Origin of the sequence: Pseudarthrobacter siccitolerans, assembly GCF_001046895.1 — a bacterium.
Lineage (GTDB): Bacteria > Actinomycetota > Actinomycetes > Actinomycetales > Micrococcaceae > Arthrobacter > Arthrobacter siccitolerans.
On sequence record NZ_CAQI01000044.1, the window covers coordinates 240,157 to 260,265 of the forward strand.

Annotated in this window: 21 protein-coding genes; 15 read left to right on the forward strand and 6 right to left on the reverse strand. The window is 64.8% G+C overall.

What is annotated here, in order from left to right; translation table 11 throughout:
- Nucleotides 1-116: 116 nt before the first annotated feature.
- Entirely contained in the window at nucleotides 117-752 is a 636-nt protein-coding gene (locus ARTSIC4J27_RS11860) for a dihydrofolate reductase family protein (RefSeq protein WP_050055392.1), read from the reverse strand.
- 134 nt (nucleotides 753-886) lie between these two features.
- Between ARTSIC4J27_RS11860 and ARTSIC4J27_RS11865 the strand changes: the two genes are divergently transcribed.
- The 3 genes from ARTSIC4J27_RS11865 (at nucleotide 887) to ARTSIC4J27_RS11875 (ending at nucleotide 3,570) form a co-directional block, all read left to right on the forward strand.
- Nucleotides 887-1,300 (forward strand): RidA family protein, encoded by a 414-nt coding sequence (locus tag ARTSIC4J27_RS11865; protein WP_050055393.1) that lies wholly within the window; start codon nucleotides 887-889, stop codon nucleotides 1,298-1,300.
- A gap of 33 nt (nucleotides 1,301-1,333) precedes the next feature.
- A complete protein-coding gene (locus ARTSIC4J27_RS11870; protein WP_050055394.1) occupies nucleotides 1,334-1,942 on the forward strand; it encodes a dihydrofolate reductase family protein in 609 nt (202 codons plus the stop codon).
- A gap of 128 nt (nucleotides 1,943-2,070) precedes the next feature.
- Nucleotides 2,071-3,570, forward strand: coding sequence for an FAD-binding oxidoreductase (locus ARTSIC4J27_RS11875; protein ID WP_050055395.1), 1,500 nt, complete (start codon nucleotides 2,071-2,073; stop codon nucleotides 3,568-3,570).
- A gap of 79 nt (nucleotides 3,571-3,649) precedes the next feature.
- On the opposite strand, the gene ARTSIC4J27_RS11880 is transcribed toward ARTSIC4J27_RS11875, so the two are convergent.
- Both ARTSIC4J27_RS11880 and ARTSIC4J27_RS11885 read right to left on the reverse strand, forming a co-directional pair.
- A complete protein-coding gene (locus tag ARTSIC4J27_RS11880; protein ID WP_083435430.1) occupies nucleotides 3,650-5,869 on the reverse strand; it encodes a bifunctional polysaccharide deacetylase/glycosyltransferase family 2 protein in 2,220 nt (739 codons plus the stop codon).
- Between the two features lie 2 nt (nucleotides 5,870-5,871).
- Nucleotides 5,872-6,372: a hypothetical protein gene (locus ARTSIC4J27_RS11885; protein WP_152683863.1), complete on the reverse strand. Its 501-nt coding sequence runs from the start codon at nucleotides 6,370-6,372 to the stop codon at nucleotides 5,872-5,874.
- A gap of 237 nt (nucleotides 6,373-6,609) precedes the next feature.
- On the opposite strand from ARTSIC4J27_RS11885, the gene ARTSIC4J27_RS23225 reads away from it, so the two are divergent.
- From ARTSIC4J27_RS23225 to ARTSIC4J27_RS11910, 6 genes are all read left to right on the forward strand, one after another.
- Nucleotides 6,610-6,762, forward strand: a complete 153-nt coding sequence (locus tag ARTSIC4J27_RS23225) for a hypothetical protein (RefSeq protein WP_235436650.1) — start codon at nucleotides 6,610-6,612, stop codon at nucleotides 6,760-6,762.
- Nucleotides 6,763-7,812 (forward strand): cation:proton antiporter, encoded by a 1,050-nt coding sequence (locus ARTSIC4J27_RS11890; RefSeq protein WP_268794395.1) that lies wholly within the window; start codon nucleotides 6,763-6,765, stop codon nucleotides 7,810-7,812.
- 154 nt (nucleotides 7,813-7,966) lie between these two features.
- On the forward strand, nucleotides 7,967-8,965 hold the full coding sequence (locus tag ARTSIC4J27_RS11895; protein ID WP_050055397.1) for an NADP-dependent oxidoreductase: 999 nt from the start codon (nucleotides 7,967-7,969) through the stop codon (nucleotides 8,963-8,965).
- 49 nt (nucleotides 8,966-9,014) lie between these two features.
- Nucleotides 9,015-9,881, forward strand: a complete 867-nt coding sequence (locus ARTSIC4J27_RS11900; RefSeq protein WP_050055398.1) for an alpha/beta fold hydrolase — start codon at nucleotides 9,015-9,017, stop codon at nucleotides 9,879-9,881.
- A 66-nt stretch (nucleotides 9,882-9,947) separates the two neighbouring features.
- The gene (locus ARTSIC4J27_RS11905) at nucleotides 9,948-10,550 is read left to right on the forward strand and encodes a TetR/AcrR family transcriptional regulator (protein WP_050055399.1); all 603 of its coding nucleotides are present in this window, start codon (nucleotides 9,948-9,950) and stop codon (nucleotides 10,548-10,550) included.
- A gap of 52 nt (nucleotides 10,551-10,602) precedes the next feature.
- Entirely contained in the window at nucleotides 10,603-11,184 is a 582-nt protein-coding gene (locus tag ARTSIC4J27_RS11910; RefSeq protein WP_235436651.1) for a hypothetical protein, read from the forward strand.
- Here ARTSIC4J27_RS11910 and ARTSIC4J27_RS11915 read toward each other — a convergent pair.
- Nucleotides 11,174-11,518 (reverse strand): hypothetical protein, encoded by a 345-nt coding sequence (locus tag ARTSIC4J27_RS11915; RefSeq protein ID WP_235436652.1) that lies wholly within the window; start codon nucleotides 11,516-11,518, stop codon nucleotides 11,174-11,176. The two genes, ARTSIC4J27_RS11910 and ARTSIC4J27_RS11915, sit on opposite strands and share 11 nt — an antisense overlap.
- A 313-nt stretch (nucleotides 11,519-11,831) precedes the next feature.
- On the opposite strand from ARTSIC4J27_RS11915, the gene ARTSIC4J27_RS11920 reads away from it, so the two are divergent.
- Complete coding sequence (locus tag ARTSIC4J27_RS11920) at nucleotides 11,832-12,545, forward strand: SDR family oxidoreductase (RefSeq protein WP_050055401.1); 714 nt, start codon at nucleotides 11,832-11,834, stop codon at nucleotides 12,543-12,545.
- 138 nt (nucleotides 12,546-12,683) lie between these two features.
- Nucleotides 12,684-13,268 carry a dihydrofolate reductase family protein gene (locus ARTSIC4J27_RS11925; protein ID WP_200900818.1) on the forward strand — a complete coding sequence of 195 codons (585 nt, stop codon included), beginning with the start codon at nucleotides 12,684-12,686 and terminating at the stop codon, nucleotides 13,266-13,268.
- Nucleotides 13,269-13,426: 158 nt separating this feature from the next.
- On the opposite strand, the gene ARTSIC4J27_RS11930 is transcribed toward ARTSIC4J27_RS11925, so the two are convergent.
- Nucleotides 13,427-14,128, reverse strand: a complete 702-nt coding sequence (locus tag ARTSIC4J27_RS11930; protein ID WP_050055403.1) for a GntR family transcriptional regulator — start codon at nucleotides 14,126-14,128, stop codon at nucleotides 13,427-13,429.
- A 227-nt stretch (nucleotides 14,129-14,355) separates the two neighbouring features.
- Between ARTSIC4J27_RS11930 and ARTSIC4J27_RS11935 the strand changes: the two genes are divergently transcribed.
- The 4 genes from ARTSIC4J27_RS11935 to ARTSIC4J27_RS11950 all read left to right on the forward strand — a co-directional run bounded on the left by ARTSIC4J27_RS11935 (nucleotide 14,356) and on the right by ARTSIC4J27_RS11950 (nucleotide 19,151).
- On the forward strand, nucleotides 14,356-15,522 hold the full coding sequence (locus tag ARTSIC4J27_RS11935) for a mandelate racemase/muconate lactonizing enzyme family protein (RefSeq protein ID WP_050055404.1): 1,167 nt from the start codon (nucleotides 14,356-14,358) through the stop codon (nucleotides 15,520-15,522).
- Nucleotides 15,523-15,616: 94 nt separating this feature from the next.
- Nucleotides 15,617-16,990 (forward strand): cation:dicarboxylate symporter family transporter, encoded by a 1,374-nt coding sequence (locus tag ARTSIC4J27_RS11940; RefSeq protein ID WP_200900819.1) that lies wholly within the window; start codon nucleotides 15,617-15,619, stop codon nucleotides 16,988-16,990.
- A gap of 98 nt (nucleotides 16,991-17,088) precedes the next feature.
- A complete protein-coding gene (locus tag ARTSIC4J27_RS11945; protein ID WP_050055405.1) occupies nucleotides 17,089-18,036 on the forward strand; it encodes a phosphoglycerate dehydrogenase in 948 nt (315 codons plus the stop codon).
- Between the two features lie 35 nt (nucleotides 18,037-18,071).
- Nucleotides 18,072-19,151, forward strand: a complete 1,080-nt coding sequence (locus ARTSIC4J27_RS11950; RefSeq protein WP_050055406.1) for a tartrate dehydrogenase — start codon at nucleotides 18,072-18,074, stop codon at nucleotides 19,149-19,151.
- Here ARTSIC4J27_RS11950 and ARTSIC4J27_RS11955 read toward each other — a convergent pair.
- Nucleotides 19,138-19,896: a lytic transglycosylase domain-containing protein gene (locus tag ARTSIC4J27_RS11955; protein WP_050055407.1), complete on the reverse strand. Its 759-nt coding sequence runs from the start codon at nucleotides 19,894-19,896 to the stop codon at nucleotides 19,138-19,140. The two genes, ARTSIC4J27_RS11950 and ARTSIC4J27_RS11955, sit on opposite strands and share 14 nt — an antisense overlap.
- Nucleotides 19,897-20,109 lie beyond the last annotated feature (213 nt).

Genomic DNA, 20,109 nt, shown 5'->3' on the forward strand with positions numbered 1-20,109 from the left:
ACTCCTCAGGGGGACGCCCGCGGGGACGGGCTGTGCTTGTGCTTACACCTCTACTACCGGCGGAGCAGCCCCTGTGGATGCAAAGTAATGAATCTTTTTTGCCCGGGTCCATATCCTCAGGCGCTGCGCGGGGCCGGCGGGCCGCTGAGTACCGTGGGGACGTATTCGAGCAGTTGGAGCCGGCCGTCGAAAGTCCTGCTGTCCACCATGTCCAGTGCCACGTCCGGGTACCCGTCATAGATCCGTTCACTGCCCGTCCGGCCCGTGATGACCGGGAAGACCACCAGCCGGAACCTGTCGACCAGGCCGGCAGTCAGCAAGGAGCGGCAGAGGCTGAGGCTGCCGAGCGTGCTGAGGGGCGCCGTCCCGCTCCGTTTCATCTCCGCCACCGCCTCCACCGCGTCACCGGCCACAAGCTGCGAGTTGGGCCAGGTTAAGGGAGCCTTCAGGGTGGAGGAGAAAACCACCTTGGGCACGGCAGCCAGGCCGGTGAGGCTGGCCCCCTCGTTGTCCGAAAAGCCCGAATCTGCGGACGCCGCCTCCTGGGACATGCCGGACATCAGCCGGTAGGTGTTGGCCCCAAGCAGGAAGGTGTAGTTCTTCTGTCCCTCTTCCTCAAGCCAGGCCAGGTACTCCGGCCCTTCCAGCCCCCACCAGCCGGGCCATCCTTCGGCAGAGGCATAACCGTCCAGTGAAATGATCAGGTCCACCATCAGTGATGATGCTCGTGTTTCTCCGGTTGCCTGGCTCATGGCCGTCTCCTCGTTGAATCGGCGGATCCCGGAGAGGCAGCAAAGTACGTGCCGCAGGGTCCGGTGCCGGCCATGCTATCGCCGGCCTGCTGCCGGGTCTACCCGTCCGGAGGCTTGCGTGAGAGCATACGGGCATGTCCCCCATCAGGCGCATCCGTCCCGAAGGGCTCGTTGCAAGCCCTGCCTTCAGTCATGTTGCTGTGGTGCCGCCGGGCGCAACCACCATTTATGTCGGCGGGCAGAACGCCGTAGACGCCGAAGGATCACTGGTCGGCAAAGACGACGTCGCCGTACAGTCCGCCAGGGCTTTCGGGAACGTGAAGACCGCGCTCGCGGCTGCGGGCGCGACCACCAGTGACGTTGTGCAGTGGACCGTATTGTTTGTGGACGGCGCCGACATTGCTGCAGGGTACGGGGCCATCGCACCTGAACTGGCCTCCGACGAGCCGGCCTTGGTCACTGCAGCCCTTGTGTCCGGGCTGGGCGTACCGGGCGCTCTTGTGGAAATCAGTGCCGTCGCTGCCGTGCTTCCGGAAGCCGCGCCGTAGCACTGGACATCCCGCCACCGCAGAAGGGAAGCCATGAACCGCGTCACCTGTGATCTGACCGTATCCCTCGATGGCTATCTCGCGGGCCCCCACCAGACGCCGGACAATCCTCTGGGTGAGGGCGGCGAGGAACTGCACCGGTGGCAGTTCGAGGAACCCGTTGCCAACGCCGCAGAGCTTGAGGGAATCCTCTCCGCCGGTGCCTACATCATGGGGCGCAACATGTTCGCCGGCCCCGGCCCTGGCCCATGGGGAGCGGACTGGCGCGGCTGGTGGGGCGAAGAACCTCCCTATCACGCCCCGGTCTTTGTGCTCACGCATCATCCGCGGCCGCCCCTGGCGATGGACGGCGGCACAACGTTCTACTTTGTTGAGGACGGGATCGGGCCGGCACTGGCGCAGGCGCGGGAAGCCGCTGGAGGCAGGGATGTGGCCGTTGCCGGCGGCGCGGAAACCGCCCGCCAATATCTTTCGGCGGGGCTCATCGACGAGTTGCGCCTCCATATCTCCCCGCTTCTCCTTGGAGCGGGCGAACGGCTCCTGGACGGCGTCCGGAACGTCAGGCTGGAGCCGGTGGGGGTAAGCGGCACCAGCCTGGTAACGCACATCCGCTACCGGGTGGCGGTCCGCGAAACAAGGTAGCTGAAGAACCTTCCCGGTCTTGACCGGCATGGTGCCCGGGCGTATACCAAGAGGGTCATAGCGCTGGCCCTCGCTGGGCCCGGACGGAGCCGGCTGCCCTGTGGTCTCTGTGTGTATTTGGAGTTGTCATGGGTAGCGATCAATTCGCTGTGCTCCGCGAACAGGTGCGCGGCCAGGTCATTGAAGAGGACGACGCCGACTACGAGTCGGCGCGTCGCGTGTACAACGGCATGATCGACCGTCGGCCTGCGGCCGTCCTGCGGGTGTCCCAGCCGGCAGATGTGATGGCCGCCGTCCGCTTTGCGCGCGGTCTTGATATTGAGGTTGCCTTGCGCGGCGGCGGACACAGCGCGCCTGGCTTCGGAACGGTCGACGGCGGCCTGGTCCTCGATTTCTCGGCCCGCCGCGGGGTCCGGGTTGACCCCGCCCTGAGGACTGCGCGAGTGGAGCCGGGCGCCACCTGGGCTGATTACAACCACGCGACACATGCGTTCGGGCTCGCGAGCACGGGCGGCATCGTGGGCTCAACCGGCGTAGCAGGCCTCACGCTGGGCGGCGGCATCGGCTACCTCACCCGCAAATACGGCCTGGCATGCGACAACCTGCTCTCCGCCGACGTGGTTCTCGCGGACGGTACGTTCGTAACGGCCAGCCAAGCGGAAAACGTGGACCTCTTCTGGGCACTGCGTGGCGGCAGCGGCAATTTCGGCGTCGTCACGTCGATGGAGTTCCGGCTGTACCCTGTGGACATGGTCCATGTGGGGATCATGTTCTTTGATGCGGCGATCGGAGCTGAAATCGGCGCGGCATACCGCGACTGGATTGCCGCAGAACCCGAGGAGATGGGCGCCTTCCTCGGATTCCACCGGGGTCCCCCGGTTCCCTTCCTTCCTGAGGAATGGCATGGGCGGCCCGTAGCAGTGATCGCCGGCATGTGGACGGGTGATCTTGACGCCGGGCCTGCACACTGGCAGGCCATGCTGGAAGCCGGTCCTGCACTGGGGAGCTTCTTTGCTCCGATGCCGTATCCGGCGCTGAACATCATGTTCGACGGGCTTAATGCCCCGGGACTGCAGGGCTACTGGAAGGCCGATTTCCTGCGGACCCTCAGCGACGATGCGCTGCGCACCGCCGTGGAATTCTCCCCCGGGATCCCCACCGTCCACTCGGCCAACCACTTCTATCCCATCGACGGGGCCGTGAACCGGGTCGCCCCTGAGGCCACAGCTTTCGCTTACCGGGATGTGAAGTTCGCTCCGGTCATCGCCGGTCAGTGGCCAGAGCCTGCGGAGAATGAAAAGAACATCGCCTGGGTCCGGGACTACTGGGCAGCGCTGCACGAGTATTCCGAGCCTGGCGGCTACATCAACTTCCAGGATGCCGACGACCAGTCCAGGATCGAGGACACACTCGGGTCCAACTATCCGCGGCTCGCCGAGCTCAAGGCCAAGTACGATCCGGACAACTTCTTCCACATCAACCAGAACATCAAGTCCGCTGCACCTGTCTCGGACGGTGTCCCGTCACAGGCGCCGGCTGTGCTGCTGTCAGCCCCGACGGCGGAGACGGCGCCGGCGGGTGCGGCACTGCCGGAGGCCACCCCGCCAGAGGCCGCTCCCACCGTGTAGGCCCCGCCGGGCGCCCCTGGATCAGCGGCCGGAGCCGCCTCAGGGGCGTTCCGCCGTCGCAGTTTGGACGTGCTGGGCGCTAGCCCTGCCCGTGTGGAACGCGCAGGGTGCCGTAGCGCTCCATACGGTGCCAGCGCAGGTGGACGCCGGCCAGCGCTGTGACCACTGCCTGGATGACGACGAGATACATGAGCTGCCGGTAGACGAACTGCTGCAGCGGAAGCGTCCAGAGCGGCCGGAGCCGTTCATTATCGAGCCGGAACGCGTAGGCGGCCATCAGGAACTGGACGGCCAGGAAGACGAACCAGAGCGCGGCAATCCGAAGTGGATCGAGGAAGATCAGGCCGTAGAGAGCAAAAATATCCACCACGGGTGCGAACAGGGGCAGCAGCACCTGCAGGACCAGCAGGTAGCCCAGTCCGCGCCGGCCCAGCTTGCCGGCCGCACCTCCCTGCACCACCGCGCCCCGGTGCTTCCACATGGCCTGCAGGGTGCCGTAGCACCAGCGGTAGCGCTGTTTCCACAGCGCTGCGAGGCTGGCGGGCGCCTCGGTCCAGGCACGGGCGTCGTCCTTGTACACAACCCGCCAGCCGTCGCGGCACAGTGACATGGTCAGGTCGGTGTCCTCGGCGAGCGTGTCGTCGCTGACTCCACCGACCCGGAGGAGGGCGTCACGGCGGAAAGCACCGATGGCGCCGGGGACGGTGGGCATGCATTCGGCGACGTCGAACAGCCTGCGGTCCAGGTTGAAGCCGACCACGTACTCGATGTGCTGCCAGGCGCCCAGGATGCCGCCGCGGTTGGCGACCTTTGTGTTCCCCGAAATGGCGCCCACCCGCGGGTCGGCGAAGGGCTGGATGAGGGCGTGGACCGTGTCCGGTTCGAAGACCGTGTCGCCGTCCACCATCACCACGAAATCATGGCTGGCCGCGTGCAGCCCGGCGTTCAGGGCGGAGGGTTTGCCGCCGTTCTCCTTCCGGATGACGGTGACGCCGGGCAGTCCGAGCCCGTCCACGATATCGGCCGTCCCGTCGGTTGAACCGTCGTCCACAACGATGATCTCCACCGGATGGGTGGACGCCGCAATGGACCGGACCGCGGCCTCTATGCCGGCCGATTCGTTATAGGCGGGCACAATCACGGTAACCGGCCCGGTAATTTCCGGCCGGACCAACACGTCCGCCCGGCGCCGGCCACGGCCGGCAGCCGCGATCCGGCGTGCTGCGCGGCTGTGGCGGGCGGCAAAGAAGACCACAAGGACGGCGCGGATGAACGTCACGACGCCGGCCGCCACGAGCGCCCAAGAGATGGCAGTGACCACGAAGTCGCTCAGCCGGATACCCCACAGGAAGGCCGTCCCGCTGACCTTTTCCATAGCGGAGGCCGGCCGCGTGCTGTCGATGCCCATTGAGTCACCCACTGTGGTGACCCGGAAGCCTTCGTCCTCGAACTTCGTCAGGGCGGAATCAAGGGCGGCGACCGTCTGCTCCCGGTCTCCTCCGCCGTCGTGCATCAGGACCACCTGCCCCTGCGCACCTGTTGGATCAAGGTTGTCTTCGATCGTGGCGGCGCCCGGCAGCCGCCAGTCCCCGCTGTCCATGCTGCTGAGCACCGTAAGGTAACCCTGGTCCGCCAAGCCTTGCATGGCGGACCACGTGCCATTGGTCAGCGCCGCGTTGCCGGAACTGTAGGGCGGGCGCAGCAGTGACGCGGCCTCACCCGTGATTCCCACGATCACGTCCTGGGCACCCTGCACCTCGAGCTGGCTGCGCCACGTTCCGGCGGTGCCGAGATCGGCGTGGGTGAGTGTATGGACGCCGATCTCGTGGCCCTCAGCCACCATCCGGCGCAACAGGTCGGGATTGTCGGCCGCCGCGGACCCCACCACGAAGAAGGTTGCATGGACCTGGTGTTTCCGCAGGACGTCGAGGATCCTGGGTGTCCAGACGGGGTCCGGACCGTCGTCGAAGGTCAGGGCCACCGTCCGGTCCGGAGGGCTGGCCGCACGCACTGCCCCGCCGCGCGGATCCACTACCGGACCGCCCTCGGATACAGCTTTCGGGACATCACTGGCAGATGCGCCTGCCGGTACGGAGTCGTAACCCACCCGGCCAAGGTGGTGCATGTATCCCTGCACCACGAGGGCAAGGCCCAACGCCAGCAGCGTGGCCAGCAGGACCAGCCAGTGAGCGCGGACATTTGAGGTGCGAGGGCTTTTGGTGCTGGGGCTTTTGGTGCTGGGGCTTTTGGTGCGGACAGCGCCTTTGCTGCGCACACCGGCTTCGCCGGGGCGGGACATACTCACGGGCGCGCCGGGGCCGAAGGCCGTGTTGCCTGGCCGGGCGCCAACCCGCTGGCGCCCGGCGCCGTGCCGCTCATCCCGGGATCCGTTGGCCGGGCTCCGGGCTCCGGCTCAACAGCGGGTGCTGCCGGGGCCGCCGGCGGGACAGCGGCGGCGCTGACGGGCGGTGCTGCAGGGACCGCCGGGGGCGCCGCCGGAACCTGAAGTGCAGCAGGCGCGGCCGGGACGGCTGCCGGGCCTTCTGCACCCTGGGGAGCAGCGGCGTCCGCAGCGGGCGCCGGCGGGGAAGACGGTACGCTGCCGGTGCCCACGGCGGCGGGGAGGGGCAGGTAGGGCGCGGCTATGTTGGGACCGCCGATGAGGGCAACCAGGAGAAGGGCCACATAGCCTGCCACGATTCCGAGGGCGCCCAGGCCCACGAGCTTGACCCGCCGCAGCCGTCGGCCCGAGGAATCAACAAAAACAGGACCAGGCGGCGATGTCTCATGAGGGGCATTCATCGAGCACCAACCTTAGAGGACGGGCATTCTTCACCCAACTTGATGATTACTGTCCGAACGGGGGAAAGCACCAAAACGGTGACAGGTGTGCGTGGCGGCGCAGCCCTGGACGGACCCCGCAGCACCGGACGGGTCCCGCCTTTTCCGCTTGAAAGCTGCTATGGCGCGGCCGCTGAGCGTGGCTGTAGCTTTGGATTACTTTCCTTCGAACCAGCCGAGGTGCCGGAGGTACCGCCGATGCAGCCCTTGTCCACGTCATTGGTTCTGATTGCGTTGCTGGCTGTTGCCGCGCCCCTTGCTGCCCGCTTCCTGGACCGGGTGCTCAAGGTGCCCGTCGTAGTGTTCGAAATCATCCTCGGAATGGTGCTCGGTCCCAGCCTGCTCGGCTAGATACAATCCACGCAGTTCACTGACACCCTGGCGGATTTTGGGTTGGCGATGCTGTTCTTCGTGGCCGGCAACGAGATCGATTTCGCCGCAATCCGGGGCCGGCCCGCCAGGCGTGCTGCGGCAGGCTGGGTGATCTCACTCGCGGCGGGCATCGGTGCCGGGCTGGTCCTGGCACCGGGGCCGGAGGCTGCCGTGATCATCGGCGTGGCTTTGTGTTCCACCGCCCTCGGTACGCTCTTGCCGATCCTGCGCGACGCCGGCGAGTCAAAGTCCCCGATCGGCGTCACGGTGGCAGCGCTGGGCGCAGTCGGGGAATTCGGGCCCCTGGTCGCGGTCTCGCTGTTCTTCAGCGGAAGGGAACTGGGGCCGGCCACGGCAGTGCTTCTCGGGTTTGTCCTGCTGACCGGCCTGGCGATTTTCCTGGCCTCCCGCGCGCGGCATTCACTGCTGCACTCCCAGGTCACCAGGACCTTGCACACCAGCGGCCAGTTCGCGGTCCGGTCCATCATGTTCATCCTGAGCGTTCTCGTTGTCCTCAGTATGGTGCTGGGGCTGGACATGCTGCTGGGCGCATTCGCCGCGGGGGTCCTGTGGAAGGTTGCCATCGCCCGGGCTCCCGAACACGACCGGCACATCATCGAGATGAAGATCGACGCCATCGCCTTCGGTTTCCTGGTGCCGATCTTCTTCATCGATACCGGCATCGACTTCGAGCTGAGCGCGCTGACCAGCAGCCCGGCAACCCTTGCGCTGGTCCCCCTGTTCCTTGTACTCCTGCTCGTCATCCGCGGGCTGCCGTCCCTGCTGGCCGCTCCCCCGAAATCCATTCCCGGCGACAAACGGGCCATTGTCCTGTTCGCGGCAACGGGCCTGCCGATCATTGTCGCCGTGACCGGCATCGGCCGGGACGAAGGGCTGATCACCAGCGGCATCGCTTCGGCGCTTGTGGGAGCAGGAATGCTCTCTGTCCTCCTGTTTCCGCTGCTTGCACTCCGGCAGCATCAGCGCGGCGCAGCAGGAACCAAGCGGCCGCCTGTTTCCAGCCGTTAGGTCGATTCCGCCTCCTCTTCACCGCACTTTCCATGCCGGCTTCGGGAACGACGAGAGCCCGAGCGGGCACATCCCTGGGTTCTCAACCCTGCCCTTGACAGACATTTCTGAGTGTACTCATAATTGAGAAGGATCATATATTGAAAGGGTATTCATGAAAGCTTTTGTCATTACCAAGTACGGCGAGCCGCTGCGCGAAGCGGACGTCGCCGAGCCAGCCATGGGGGAAGGGGATGTGCTGGTCCAGGTGCAGGCAGCAGGCCTGAACCAGCTGGACGAAAAGATCCGGCGGGGCGAGTTCAAGCAGATCCTCCCCTACAAGCTCCAGTTGATCCTCGGCAACGACGCAGCCGGCACGGTCCTCCGCGTCGGGGACAAGGTGCGCCGGTTCAAGCCCGGCGACGAGGTCTACGGCCGCCCCGCCAAGGACCGCATCGGCACGTTCGCAGAGCGCATCGCCGTCGCCGAGGAGGACCTTGCGCTCAAGCCCGCGTCGGCAAGCATGGCGGAGGCCGGCTCGCTGCCGCTCGTGGCACTCACGGCATGGCAGGCCCTTGTCGAACAGGGCAACGTGCGTCCGGGCCAGAAGGTCCTCATTCACGCCGGTGCAGGCGGGGTTGGTTCCATCGCCATCCAGCTCGCCAAGCACCTCGGCGCGACCGTTGCCACCACGGCGAGCGGCTCGAATGCAGCCTTCGTCCGTGAGCTCGGGGCAGATGTGGTGATCGACTACCGGAACGAGGACTTTGAGCAGCACCTCAGCGGGTATGACCTGGTACTGGACAGCCTCGGCGGGGCGAATCTCGAGAAGTCGCTGCGCGTCCTCAAACCAGGCGGGAAGGCGATCGGGATTTCCGGTCCGCCGGATCCGGAATTCGCCCGCAAGGAAGGCTTGAATCCTGTCCTGCGGCTGGCGGTCACCCTGCTCAGCAGCAGGATCCGACGGCAGGCCAGGAAGCTCCGGGTCAGCTATGAGTTCCTCTTTATGCGCGCCAGCGGCGACCAGCTGCGCCGGATCGGCGCACTGGTGGACGACGGCGTGCTGCGCCCGGTGGTAGGAAGGGTTTTCGATTTCGCCCAGACTCCACAGGCGCTGCAGTCCCTGGCCGGCGGCGGCATCCGCGGCAAGGCCGTGCTCACCCTCACGCACTGACCCCACACTCAGCCAGCAGCCCCCACAGCCCAATCAGGAGAAGACCATCATGAACACCACCGATCCCGCCTCGTACGCCGAAGCAGCTACCCGCACCATCAATGCCGGGGACGTCACCTACGCGTACCGCGAGCTGGGGCCCAAAAGCGGCATCCCCGTCGTCTTCTTCGTGCACCTCGCCGCAACACTGGATAACTGGGACCCCCGCATCATCGAACCCATTGCGAAGGACCGGCACGTCATTACTTTCAACCAGCGGGGCGTGGGGGCCTCCACCGGAGAGGTTCCTGGCACCATCGAGGAGATGGCCGATGACGCTTACGCCTTCATCACGGCCCTCGGATTCGACAGGATTGACGTTTTCTCCTTCTCCATGGGCGGCATGATCGCCCAGGACCTCGCCCTCAAGCACCCCGGCCTGGTCCGCAAGCTCGTGCTGACCGGAACCGGACCGCGGGGCGGCAAGGACATGGACAAGGTGGTGGCCATTGCCTACTGGGACATTCTCCGCGCCGCCGTGACGCGGTCCGACCCCAAGGAGTTCCTGTTCTTTAACCGAAACCCCACGGGCAAGCCGGCAGCAAAAGCATTCATCAGGCGCCTCCAGGAGCGCACCAAAGAGCGCGATCAGGCCATCAGCACCAAAGCCTTCCAGACGCAGCTGAAGGCGATCCAGCGGTTCGGCCGGGCTGTTCCCTCGGACCTGTCGAAGCTCACCGTCCCCACCCTCATCGCCAATGGCGACCATGATCGCATGGTGCCGTCGGTCCTCTCGGAGGATCTGCACCGGCGGATCAAAGGATCCGAACTGGTGATTTACCCCGACTCCGGCCATGGCGGCATCTTTCAGTACCATGCCCAGTTCGGACCCGTGGCAGCTGCCTTTCTTGGGACAGCAGATACGCCGCTCGACTGAGTCCGGAGCAGTAGGGAACGTTATACTCATAATTGAGTGCGGTCAGTTAATCCCGGAGGAACCACTATGTCTGTTGCGTCCCAGCCGATCGGACGGCGCGAGCGGAACAAGCAGCAAAAACTTGACCGCATCACGGCCGCCGCCAGCGAGTTGTTCGCCGAACATGGGGTCGAGGACGTCACAACCCAGCAGATCGCCGACAAGGCGGACATTGGCACCGGGACGTTGTTCCTCTACGCCAAAACCAAGGGCGAACTTCTCCTGCTCGTGCAGAACGCCCATTACGCCGAGGCCCTTGAGCGCGGCAGGGCCGATGCTGAATCCACCCCGGAGGCACTGGACGCAGTAATGGCCATCGTGCGGCCGATCGTGGAATGCAACCGCGTCCAGGTGGGCAACGGGCGGATCTACCTCCGCGAGATGGTGTTCGGCGACCCCTCCGAGCCGCACCATGGCCAGGCTCTGTCTATCGTGGCCCACACTGAGGAAGCCATCGCCGCCGTCCTGACCAAGCACCATGTGGTCAGTGACGGCGACGCCGCAAAGCTGGCGCACATCGTCAGCGCGGTCATGTTCCTGGGCATGGCGGCGACTGTGAACGCCGGTTTGAGCGTGGACGAGATTGTCCAGGACATCCGCGCCCAGGCCAGCCTGCTGATTCGGCGCTAAGTGCGGGCCGCTGCCTGTTGTCTTGCACGGCCGTCTTGCCCACCATTGAGGGGTGGGAAGGAAGTGTGAGCGGCACCTGCTCTCGTTCGCTTTGTGCCTGCTGGTCCCCCTCGGCGGAACGGCCGGGTGCGTCTATGAATACCCCGAGCCCTCGCATACACCGGAATCCGCCCCGGAGCGGGCGCGTGAACCAACAGTTGAGCCTGCACTCGGCACAGCGGCCCCGAAACCGTACAGCGATTCCCAGGTTCTGGAACAGGAGGCCGTGAACTACGCCCGGCTGGACCGGATTCTCGGAGCAATGCCGGAGCCAGTCCTTCTTTCCGAGGTGGGCCCATTGGACGGCCCGCTCAGGGGATTTGGCAATACCGGGAAGGTGCCGGCGGCCGGGCGGTACACCGTCACCGCGGCCTGTGTTGGTGCTACCGGAGCGAAAGTTTCCGTGAGGCAGGAGCACCCCGGCGCCCCCTTCCGGCCGGTGGAGCTCGACCTGGATTGCGCCGGCGCCACGTCGCAGGTCATTGCACTTGAGCAGGGGCACGTATTCGCCCACCTGTCCCTGCCCGGCCCGGGCGATACACCGTGGACCGGCGCGGTTGGCGGTGTCCGCGTGGGGGCTGCCCCTATCGAGTGACAGTCAGGGGTTCGGTCCTGGCAGCGCAGGAGGCCCGCTTCATGCCTGACGGGTGCGCCACCCGGTTGTTCCTGCCCGTATCGTCGCACCAGTCCAGGTCGTAGGGAACAGCTTCAACCGAAGCCTCCCCTGGAGATGCCTGTTGCGGGAGGACGAACCGGAAAGTGAACCCGCCGCCGTCGTTCATGGGCGACGTTTCCTTGATGAGATCAAGGCCTGCTGCATCGGTGACCGTGACCTGAATGAGGGCGTCCTGGCCGTAGCGGGGATTACAGCGCGCGTCGTCGGCGTGAACTGTGACTATGTCGCCAGGTTTGACGGATGAAGGGCTCACGGCGTAGTCGGGCGGGAAGCATGGCGGTGCGTCCTGCCAGGAGGGTCGACAAGCCGAGGAACCCACAACGAGAAGAACGCCAATCCCCGCGACCAGGAACGCCCTTTGGCAAACCTGGGCAATCCCCTCGGCACGAAGTCCCATGGGCCAATTATGGCCAGCTTTGGTGGCAAATAGTCCTGTCGCCCGGCAGTACTTCTTCGTCAGGCTTTTTTGCTGGAATATATTCTGAGCGGGATCAGTTATGAGTAGCATCAGCAACAATCCTCCGCACCGATCAGGGGCGCACCGTCCAACAAGAAAGAACTGTGAAATGCCTTCACTCACTGGAGCAGTCGTCCTCGTCACCGGAGCAAACGGCGGCATCGGAACCAATTTCGTTCACCACGCGCTCGCCCGCGGCGCCAGCAAGGTCTACGCCACCGCCCGCAACCCACGGACTTGGGATGACGAGCGCGTTGTGCCCCTCACCCTGGATGTCACAGATCCCGCCTCCATCCAGGCAGCAACCGAGGCCGCTCAGGACGTCACTGTGTTGATCAACAACGCTGGGGCCTCTGTTGCCAGCGCGGGTATTCTCACCCACACCGCCGAGGAAATCCGGACCAACGTGGAGACAAACTTCCTCGGCCCGCTGTTCCTCGCCCGCGCATTCGCACCGGTCTTGTCAGCGAAGGACGAGTCGGTCATTATCGACATCCACTCTGCCATGAGCTGGTACGCCGTAGGTGGCATCTACAGTGCCACCAAAGCCGCCCTCTGGTCGGCCACCAACTCCCTGCGCCTGGAACTCGGCCCCGCGGGGGTCCACGTGGTGGGTGTCCACGTCGGTTATGTAGACACTGCCATGGCTGCTAATGCCACCGGCCCCAAGATGGAACCGTCCGACCTCGTCCGCATGGTTCTGGATGCGGTCGAAGCGGGTGAGTACGAGGTACTCGCCGACGAGACATCCGTCCAGCTCAAGGCCGGGCTCAGCGCCCCGATTGAGGCCATGTACCCACAGCTGGCTGCCAAGAACGTGTAGGGATGACTGGTCGCCGTACCGGCGTCTCTTCCTGGCCGGCGGGCGCGCCGTCACATGCTAGGCTGCCCGGAACCCCACGCGGCTGCATGAAGGCCGCAATCAACCAGGAGGTTCGCCGTGCCGGATACTACCTGCCACATGTCAATCTCACTGGACGGCTTTGTTGCCGGGCCGGACCAGAGCCGGGAAAACCCACTGGGCAGGCGCGGGCTGGAGCTGCACGGCTGGCACATCGGGGACCCGCGGGCCAACGATGCCGACAAGGTCGCGAACGGGTGGCTGATGCGTCCGCGGGGAGCGTATGTGATGGGCCGGAATATGTTCGGCCCGATCCGCGGGGACTGGGACGAGGAATGGAGCGGCTGGTGGGGAGCCGAACCGCCGTATCATGCACCGGTGTTCGTGCTGACCCATCACGCGCATGATCCCATCCAGATGAACGGCGGGACGACCTTCCACTTCGTGACCGAGGGGTTCGATGCCGCCTATGCAGCAGCGTGCGAGGCTGCCGGGGACAACGGCGTAGATATCGCGGGTGGAGCCTCGACCGTCCGGCAGGCACTCAATGCCGGTGTCGTGGACGAGCTCATCCTCGACATTGCCCCGGTCCTGCTCGGTTCGGGTGAGCGGATCTTCGACGGCGTGGAATCCTTCGACTTCGCACCCACCGAGGTGCTTCACTCACCCCTGGCCACCCACATCCGCTATCGGCGTGTGAGCTAACCACGACATTGCCAGCTTCTGGATCGGCACCCACCCCGGGTGCCGACGTCGGAATTTCCGTGCCGGAAGTGGCACTCGGACTCCGTGCGCCTCGAAACACCAGGGTGCAGGACCAGGCAGCAGCAGCGGCTTCTGCGAGCGGAAAAATAGGCGTGATACTAGGCGGTCCTGTTCAGGGTCGGCGCCTGATCGTTCTCGCGGTCTTCCAAGGCTCCCGTCGCTGCAGCTGTGAGGCTGTTGGCAATGTGAACCCTGGCAAGTTCAGCTGCACCCGCCCCGTCCTGGGCAACGATGAGGTCAAGGATCTGGTGGTGCTGGTTCAGGTCAATTGTTCGGGGCTCATCGCCGGACGGCAGTTCGAGTCCGATACGCCGGTAGCGGTCCGATTTGTCCCACAGGTCATCAAGAAGCTTGATCATCGTGGTGTTGTGGGACGCGCTGTAGACGGCGCGGTGGAAGTCGCGGTGGGCCGTGATGGCGTCCTCGCCCCAGATCCGAGTGACCGGCAGCAGCTTTTCCGCCGCTATCCGAATGGCGTCAATATCAGCGTCGTTCCGGCGGTACGCGGCCAGTTCGGTCGCTGACGGTTCCAGCGATAGACGGACCTCCAGCAGTTCCCGGGCCTCGGCAGCGCTCATGTCAGCCACGCGGGAGTCGCGGTGGGTGTCCATGATGATCAGGCCCTCACTGGAAAGCCGGCGGATCGCTTCACGCAGGGGGGTGATGCTCATCTGCATATTGTCGGCGAGTTCGTACTGGGAGATACGCGACCCCGGGGCCAGGCTCCCGGAGAGGATCAGTTGGCGAAGTTCGCTGTACGCCAGGCTGCCTTTACTCGAAAAGACGTTCGTGGCGTCCATGACTGCTCCGCTTCTCTCTTGGGGAAGGGGCGTCCCACTTCCTCGTCTCGAAACATCTTATAAGAATTTTCCCCCGCTAGCTTGTGCTGCCCATCACTGATCCCCTACGCTTGAACCAAGGTCTTATAAGATATTCGCTCAAGCGCCCCGTTCCTCCCCTTTTATAAGGAGCAATGCTGCCGGCAAGTCTTATAAGAAATAAGATCCGAGTGAAGAGAGATTCAAAGATGAAAATCGTTTCCGCCCACGTAGGCACCATTCCCATCAGCTCGTCGATCCGCAACGCCTTCATCGACTTCACCAAGATGGACTGCACGATCATCGCGCTGGTCAGCGATGTTTTTGTTGATGGAAAGCCCTTGGTGGGCTATGGATTCAACTCCAACGGCCGCTACAACGCGACGGCCATCCTTGAAGAGCGCATTCTCCCCCGCCTGCTCGACGCACCGTCGGAGGACCTTCTCGATGATGACGGCGGCCTCTCGCCGGAGAAGGCATGGGACCTGATGATGTCCAACGAAAAGCCCGGCGGCCACGGTGAACGTTCCGTCGCCGTCGGCGTTGCCGACATGGCACTGCACGACCTCGCCGCCAAAATCGCCGGCGTACCGCTTTACCGCTGGATTTCGGACCACTACGGCGACGGCAACCCGGACAAGGACGTCTTCGTCTACGCCGCCGGCGGCTACTACGCGCCGGGCAAGAGCCTCGAAGACCTGCAGAACGAAATGAGGGGTTTCCTGGCCAAGGGCTACGACGTGGTCAAGATGAAGATCGGCGGCGCCGACCTCGCCGAAGACCTCCGCCGCATCGAGGCTGTCCTCGAGGTCCTCGACGGCGACGGCTCCCGCCTCATGGTCGACGTCAACGGCAAGTTCGACCTGGAAACAGCACTTGAATACGGCAAGGCCATCGACCAGTACGGGCTGTTCTGGTACGAGGAAGTCGGCGACCCGCTGGACTACGCCCTGAACGCCACCCTCTCCGAGCACTACAGGAACCCGATCGCCACCGGAGAGAACCTGTTCTCCCTCCAGGACGCCCGGAACCTCATCCGCTATGGCGGTATGCGCCCGGACCGCGACTTCATCCAGGTGGACCCTGCCCTGAGCTACGGCCTGACCGAATACCGCCGGATCCAGGACATGCTCGCCCAGCACGGCTGGTCCTCCCGCCGGTGCATCCCTCACGGCGGACACCAGTTCTCCCTGCACATCGCCGCCGCCCTCAAACTCGGCGGCAACGAGTCCTACCCTGGCGAGTTCCAGCCCACCGGCGGCTTCACCGACGACGCTGTCATCGTCAACAGCCGTGTAGCCCCCGGCGACCTTCCGGGCATCGGCCTGGAAGGCAAGGCCGAGTTCTACAAGGTCCTGCGCGGGCTGCACGAGTAGGACCAGCTGTTCGCGCCTGGTCCCGGGCAGCACCACTGCCCGGGACCAAACCCTTATTCCCACCCCAAGTCTGATGTGCAAAGGAGCACCCTGGATGTCGTCCCACACTGTTAAGAACCCGCAGCATTCCTCCCCGGCGCGGCAGCCCTCCAGGTTCGGGCGCCTGCTGCGCGAACTCTGGTTCCAAGTTGTCCTGGGCGCCGTCCTGGGCATCGCCGTCGGCTTCCTCCTGCCCTCCGTCGGCAAGCAGCTCACGCCCCTCAGTGACTGGTTCATCGCCCTGGTGAAAATGATCGTCATCCCCGTGGTGTTCTGCGTCGTTTCCCTGGGAATCGCATCGATGGACAGCCTGCGCAAGGCCGGCCGCATCGGCGTGAAGGCGCTGGGCTACTTCCTGGCCCTGTCGCTGCTGTCGATGCTCATCGGCCTGGTTGTTGCCAACGTTTTCCGTCCAGGCGATGGGATGAACATCGATCCGTCCCAGCTGGACTCCAGCAAGGTTCCCGCCAAGGCCAATGAAGGCTTCGACGGCATCGAGTTCGTCAACAACATCATCCCCGAGTCCCTGTTTGGCGCCCTGACCGGCCACACGATCATCGCCGCCCTCATGGTCTCGATCGTCTTCGGCGCCGCAATGAATGTCTCCGGTGAAGCCGGCGCCTTCCTGACCAAAGGCATCCAGGCCCTGTCCACCGTGATCTTCAAGATCGTCAACTGGGTCATGCGCCTCGCCCCCATCGGCACCTTCGGCGCACTGGCCGCCGTCGTAGCCAACTACGGGACGCAAAGCCTGCAGCAACTCGGTTACCTTGTCCTGCTGTTCACCGGAACCTGCATCGTGTACGTCCTCGTGGTCCTGGGCATCATCGCCCGTACCTGCGGGCTGAACATCTTCACGGTCATGCGCTACTTCAAGGCAGAACTGCTGATCGCCCTGAGCACCTGCTCCAGCGAAGCGGTCCTTCCGCAGCTGATCAAGAAGCTCGAAGCCATGGGCGTCGGCAAGTCCACCGTCGGCATCGTCATCCCCTCCGGGTTCTCCTTCAACCTCGACGGCTCCGCCGTCTACCTCACCATGGCGTCGGTGTTCCTGGCCCAGGCCGTTGGAATGGACCTCTCCTGGGAACAGCAACTGGTGATGGTCGGCGTCATGATGCTCACCAGCAAGGGCACCGCTGGAATCGCCGGCGGCGCGTTCATCGTCCTGGCCAGCACCCTGAGCTCGGTCGGCGGCATCCCGCTGGCCGCTCTCGCCCTTATCGTCGGCATCGACCGCCTCCTGAATGAAGGCCGGGTGTTCATCAACGTCCTGGGCAACGTCATGGCAGCCGTCGTCGTCGGCAAGTGGGAAAAGGACTACGACCCCGAACAGGCCCGCCAGGCCCTGGACGCCGCAGGCCAGAAAAAGAAAGACCTCGAATCAAAGACACCAACCACTGTGGAAGCGGACAAGGTCGACGTCCACTAGAACCGGATCTGTCAGGGCCGCCGCGTACCCGCGGCGGCCCTCTCCCCTGCGCGCTTCACACGGCAGACTCCCCCGCCACACCATCGACGAGGAACACCATGGCCCTTCGCATACTGATCACCACCGATTACCTCCATCCTGGGGATGCCGTCGACCAACTGCTGCGCGATCATGGTTTGGAACCCGTCTACTCACCATTTCGAGGCCCGCGGCCTGTTGGGGAACGCCGCGCGCTGTTCGACGGCGTCTCCGGGGCCATCCTCGCCAGCGAGCCGGTCACCGCCGACATGCTCCCGCAGGCCGCGTCGCTCAGAGTCATCGCCCGCAGCGGGGTCGGATACGACTCCATCGACATCGAGGCCGTGGCCGCACAGGGAATCAGGGTCTGCAACGCTCCCGGGACCAACCACCACTCCGTCGCCGAACTCACCATCGGACTGATCATCATGGCCGCACGCCGCCTCTCTGAGGTCACCACCGCCGTCCGACAGGGACACTGGCCCCGAGAAGCCGGCAACGAACTGCGCGGTTCCACCCTCGGCATCATCGGCTACGGCCCGAGCGGGCGCGCTACCGCAAACCTGGGTGCCGCACTGGGCATGGATGTCCTGATCAGTACCGCCCACCCCGACCCTGACACCACCGCCGCCCGGTTCGCCGATCCCGACACCGTCATCCGCAAAGCCGACTACCTCTCCCTGCACACACGGGCAGGCCAGCACACCGGCCCGCTCATCGACGCGCCCCGGCTGGAAGCGATGAAACCTACCGCCTTCCTCATCAACACGGCCCGCGGCTCCCTTGTGGATGAAGAGGCGCTGGCCAAAGCACTCCACGACGGCACCATCGCCGGGGCTGCGCTGGACGTGCTCCAGAGCGAACCCCTGCCCGGCGACAGCCCCCTTCGAGGCCTGGACAACCTGCTCATCACCTCCCACCTCGCTGGCCAGACAACCCAAGCCCGGACGCGGGCCGGCCTGGCAGCGGCCCAGGCCGTCATCGACGTCCTCGAAAACCGCGAACCGGCACATCCGGTCGGCCGCTAACCCAAAACCTGCGAACAGATAAAGAAGGATTCCTGATGTCGAAACCCCACCGCATCGCAGTCATTCCCGGCGACGGAATCGGCACCGAAGTCGTGCCGGAAGGACTGCGCGTCCTGGACGCCGCGGCGTCAGTCTTTGACCTCAACCTCAAATACGAGCACTTCGACTACGCCTCCGCTGACTACTACACCCGGCACGGCAAAATGCTCCCCGACGGATGGTTCGATCAGTTGAACCAGTTCGACTCCATCTTCTTCGGCGCCGTCGGGTGGCCTGATGTGGTCCCCGACCACATCTCGTTGTGGGGCAGCCTTCTTCAGTTCCGTCGCCACTTTGACCAGTACGTCAGCCTCCGTCCGGTCAAACTCCTCCCCGGCGTTCCCAGCCCCCTGGCCGGCCGTTCCCCGGGCGACGTCGACTTCTATGTCGTGCGCGAAAACACCGAAGGCGAATACTCCAGCATCGGCGGGAAAATCTTTGAAGGCACCGACCGCGAAACCGTGGTCCAGGAAACGGTCATGACCCGCACCGGCGTGGACCGCATCCTCAAATACGCCTTCGACCTGGCGCAAAGCCGTCCCAGGAAACACCTGACCTCAGCCACCAAGAGCAACGGCATCTCCATCACCATGCCCTACTGGGACGAACGGGTGCAGGCCATGTCCGCCGCCTACCCGGAGGTCGATGTGGACAAATACCACATCGATATCCTCGCGGCGAACTTCGTGATGCACCCGGACTGGTTCGACGTCGTCGTGGCCAGCAACCTCTTCGGTGACATCCTCTCCGACCTTGGACCGGCCTGCACCGGAACCATCGGCATCGCCCCCAGCGGCAATATCAACCCCGAACGGAAGTTCCCCAGCCTTTTCGAACCGGTCCACGGCTCCGCCCCCGACATCGCCGGCAAAGGCATCGCCAACCCCGTCGGGCAGATCTGGTGCGCGGCGATGATGCTGGATCACCTGGGCGAAGCCGAGGCAGCCGCCGCCATCACCACCGCCATGGAAGCCGTGCTCGCCCGCGGACCCGAAACCCTGACACCCGACATGGGCGGCAACGCCACCACCGAAGAACTGGGCAAAGCGGTGGCCTCGGCGCTTACCGCACCGTGACTGGGCCTGTGATCGCGGCGTATTCCGTGGCCTGGTCACGAACTTGTTGAATGTAGGCGTCGGATTGGTTGTAGGCATAGATCGCGGCGGTCCACCCTTCGGCGGTTGTGAGGTCACGGCCGCGGGCACACAGATAGGTCGCTGCACTGAGGGCCGCATCGTCAATATTGAACGGATCCGCCGTTCCATCCCCGTTACCGTCCCGCCCTACAAGCTGCCAGGTGGAGGGAATGAACTGCATCGGTCCCACGGCACGGTCCCAGCGGTCATCCCCGTCCAGGGCACCCCCGTCCGTGTCAGCGATAGCGGCGAAGCCGGCACCGTCAAGGACCGGGCCTACAACCGGACGGTTCACCTGCCCCGCGGCGGTGAGGCCGCCGCCACCGTACGTCCCATGTGCTGTCTCAACGAAACCAACGGCCGCCACGGTGTTCCAACCGATCCCGCACGTGGGAGCAGCAGCTTCTGCTGTCTCCGCCGCGGCAACGTACGCACGCAGCGCGCGTTCCGGGATCCCGGTTTGCCCGGCTGCGCGAGCAACCCAATCGGCATCCGCATTTCTGGTGACATTCACGGCCGTGGTCATGCCGGAGGTAAGCATCTCGAGCTCAGCGCCGGCCCGCGGTGGTGGAGAAATGACATGCCCTGTTTCCGCCCCACGCTGCCCAAGCACCCAGAACAAGGCGGCGGTAGTGGCGAACACCGCAAACAGGACAAGGACCACGAGGCGTCTGAGACCGAGCACCGACTAATCAAACCATCCCAAGCTGCCCACCGTTGCCTGAAAGATCATTCCGAGCAGAAGTCACGCTGGCTGTGTACCGACTCCGATGATCGAGATGCACGGCGGGTGTCCCTATGATCGGCCTCCGGATCGCCAAGCGCCCTAACAGGGCAGCTGTCGCAGTTGCCTCCTACCGTCCAACGGCCTGCAGGCGTAGCGTCTTTTGCAATGGAG

What these genes read in the sequence shown, in the direction of transcription:
- ARTSIC4J27_RS11860 (WP_050055392.1), bottom strand. Translation starts at nt 752, where the DNA reads ATGAGCCAGGCAACCGGAGAAACACGAGCATCATCACTGATGGTGGAC.
- ARTSIC4J27_RS11865 (WP_050055393.1), top strand. Translation starts at nt 887, where the DNA reads ATGTCCCCCATCAGGCGCATCCGTCCCGAAGGGCTCGTTGCAAGCCCT.
- ARTSIC4J27_RS11870 (WP_050055394.1), top strand. Translation starts at nt 1,334, where the DNA reads ATGAACCGCGTCACCTGTGATCTGACCGTATCCCTCGATGGCTATCTC.
- ARTSIC4J27_RS11875 (WP_050055395.1), top strand. Translation starts at nt 2,071, where the DNA reads ATGGGTAGCGATCAATTCGCTGTGCTCCGCGAACAGGTGCGCGGCCAG.
- ARTSIC4J27_RS11880 (WP_083435430.1), bottom strand. Translation starts at nt 5,869, where the DNA reads ATGTCCCGCCCCGGCGAAGCCGGTGTGCGCAGCAAAGGCGCTGTCCGC.
- ARTSIC4J27_RS11885 (WP_152683863.1), bottom strand. Translation starts at nt 6,372, where the DNA reads ATGAATGCCCCTCATGAGACATCGCCGCCTGGTCCTGTTTTTGTTGAT.
- ARTSIC4J27_RS23225 (WP_235436650.1), top strand. Translation starts at nt 6,610, where the DNA reads ATGCAGCCCTTGTCCACGTCATTGGTTCTGATTGCGTTGCTGGCTGTT.
- ARTSIC4J27_RS11895 (WP_050055397.1), top strand. Translation starts at nt 7,967, where the DNA reads ATGAAAGCTTTTGTCATTACCAAGTACGGCGAGCCGCTGCGCGAAGCG.
- ARTSIC4J27_RS11900 (WP_050055398.1), top strand. Translation starts at nt 9,015, where the DNA reads ATGAACACCACCGATCCCGCCTCGTACGCCGAAGCAGCTACCCGCACC.
- ARTSIC4J27_RS11905 (WP_050055399.1), top strand. Translation starts at nt 9,948, where the DNA reads ATGTCTGTTGCGTCCCAGCCGATCGGACGGCGCGAGCGGAACAAGCAG.
- ARTSIC4J27_RS11920 (WP_050055401.1), top strand. Translation starts at nt 11,832, where the DNA reads ATGCCTTCACTCACTGGAGCAGTCGTCCTCGTCACCGGAGCAAACGGC.
- ARTSIC4J27_RS11925 (WP_200900818.1), top strand. Translation starts at nt 12,684, where the DNA reads ATGTCAATCTCACTGGACGGCTTTGTTGCCGGGCCGGACCAGAGCCGG.
- ARTSIC4J27_RS11930 (WP_050055403.1), bottom strand. Translation starts at nt 14,128, where the DNA reads ATGGACGCCACGAACGTCTTTTCGAGTAAAGGCAGCCTGGCGTACAGC.
- ARTSIC4J27_RS11935 (WP_050055404.1), top strand. Translation starts at nt 14,356, where the DNA reads ATGAAAATCGTTTCCGCCCACGTAGGCACCATTCCCATCAGCTCGTCG.
- ARTSIC4J27_RS11940 (WP_200900819.1), top strand. Translation starts at nt 15,617, where the DNA reads ATGTCGTCCCACACTGTTAAGAACCCGCAGCATTCCTCCCCGGCGCGG.
- ARTSIC4J27_RS11945 (WP_050055405.1), top strand. Translation starts at nt 17,089, where the DNA reads ATGGCCCTTCGCATACTGATCACCACCGATTACCTCCATCCTGGGGAT.
- ARTSIC4J27_RS11950 (WP_050055406.1), top strand. Translation starts at nt 18,072, where the DNA reads ATGTCGAAACCCCACCGCATCGCAGTCATTCCCGGCGACGGAATCGGC.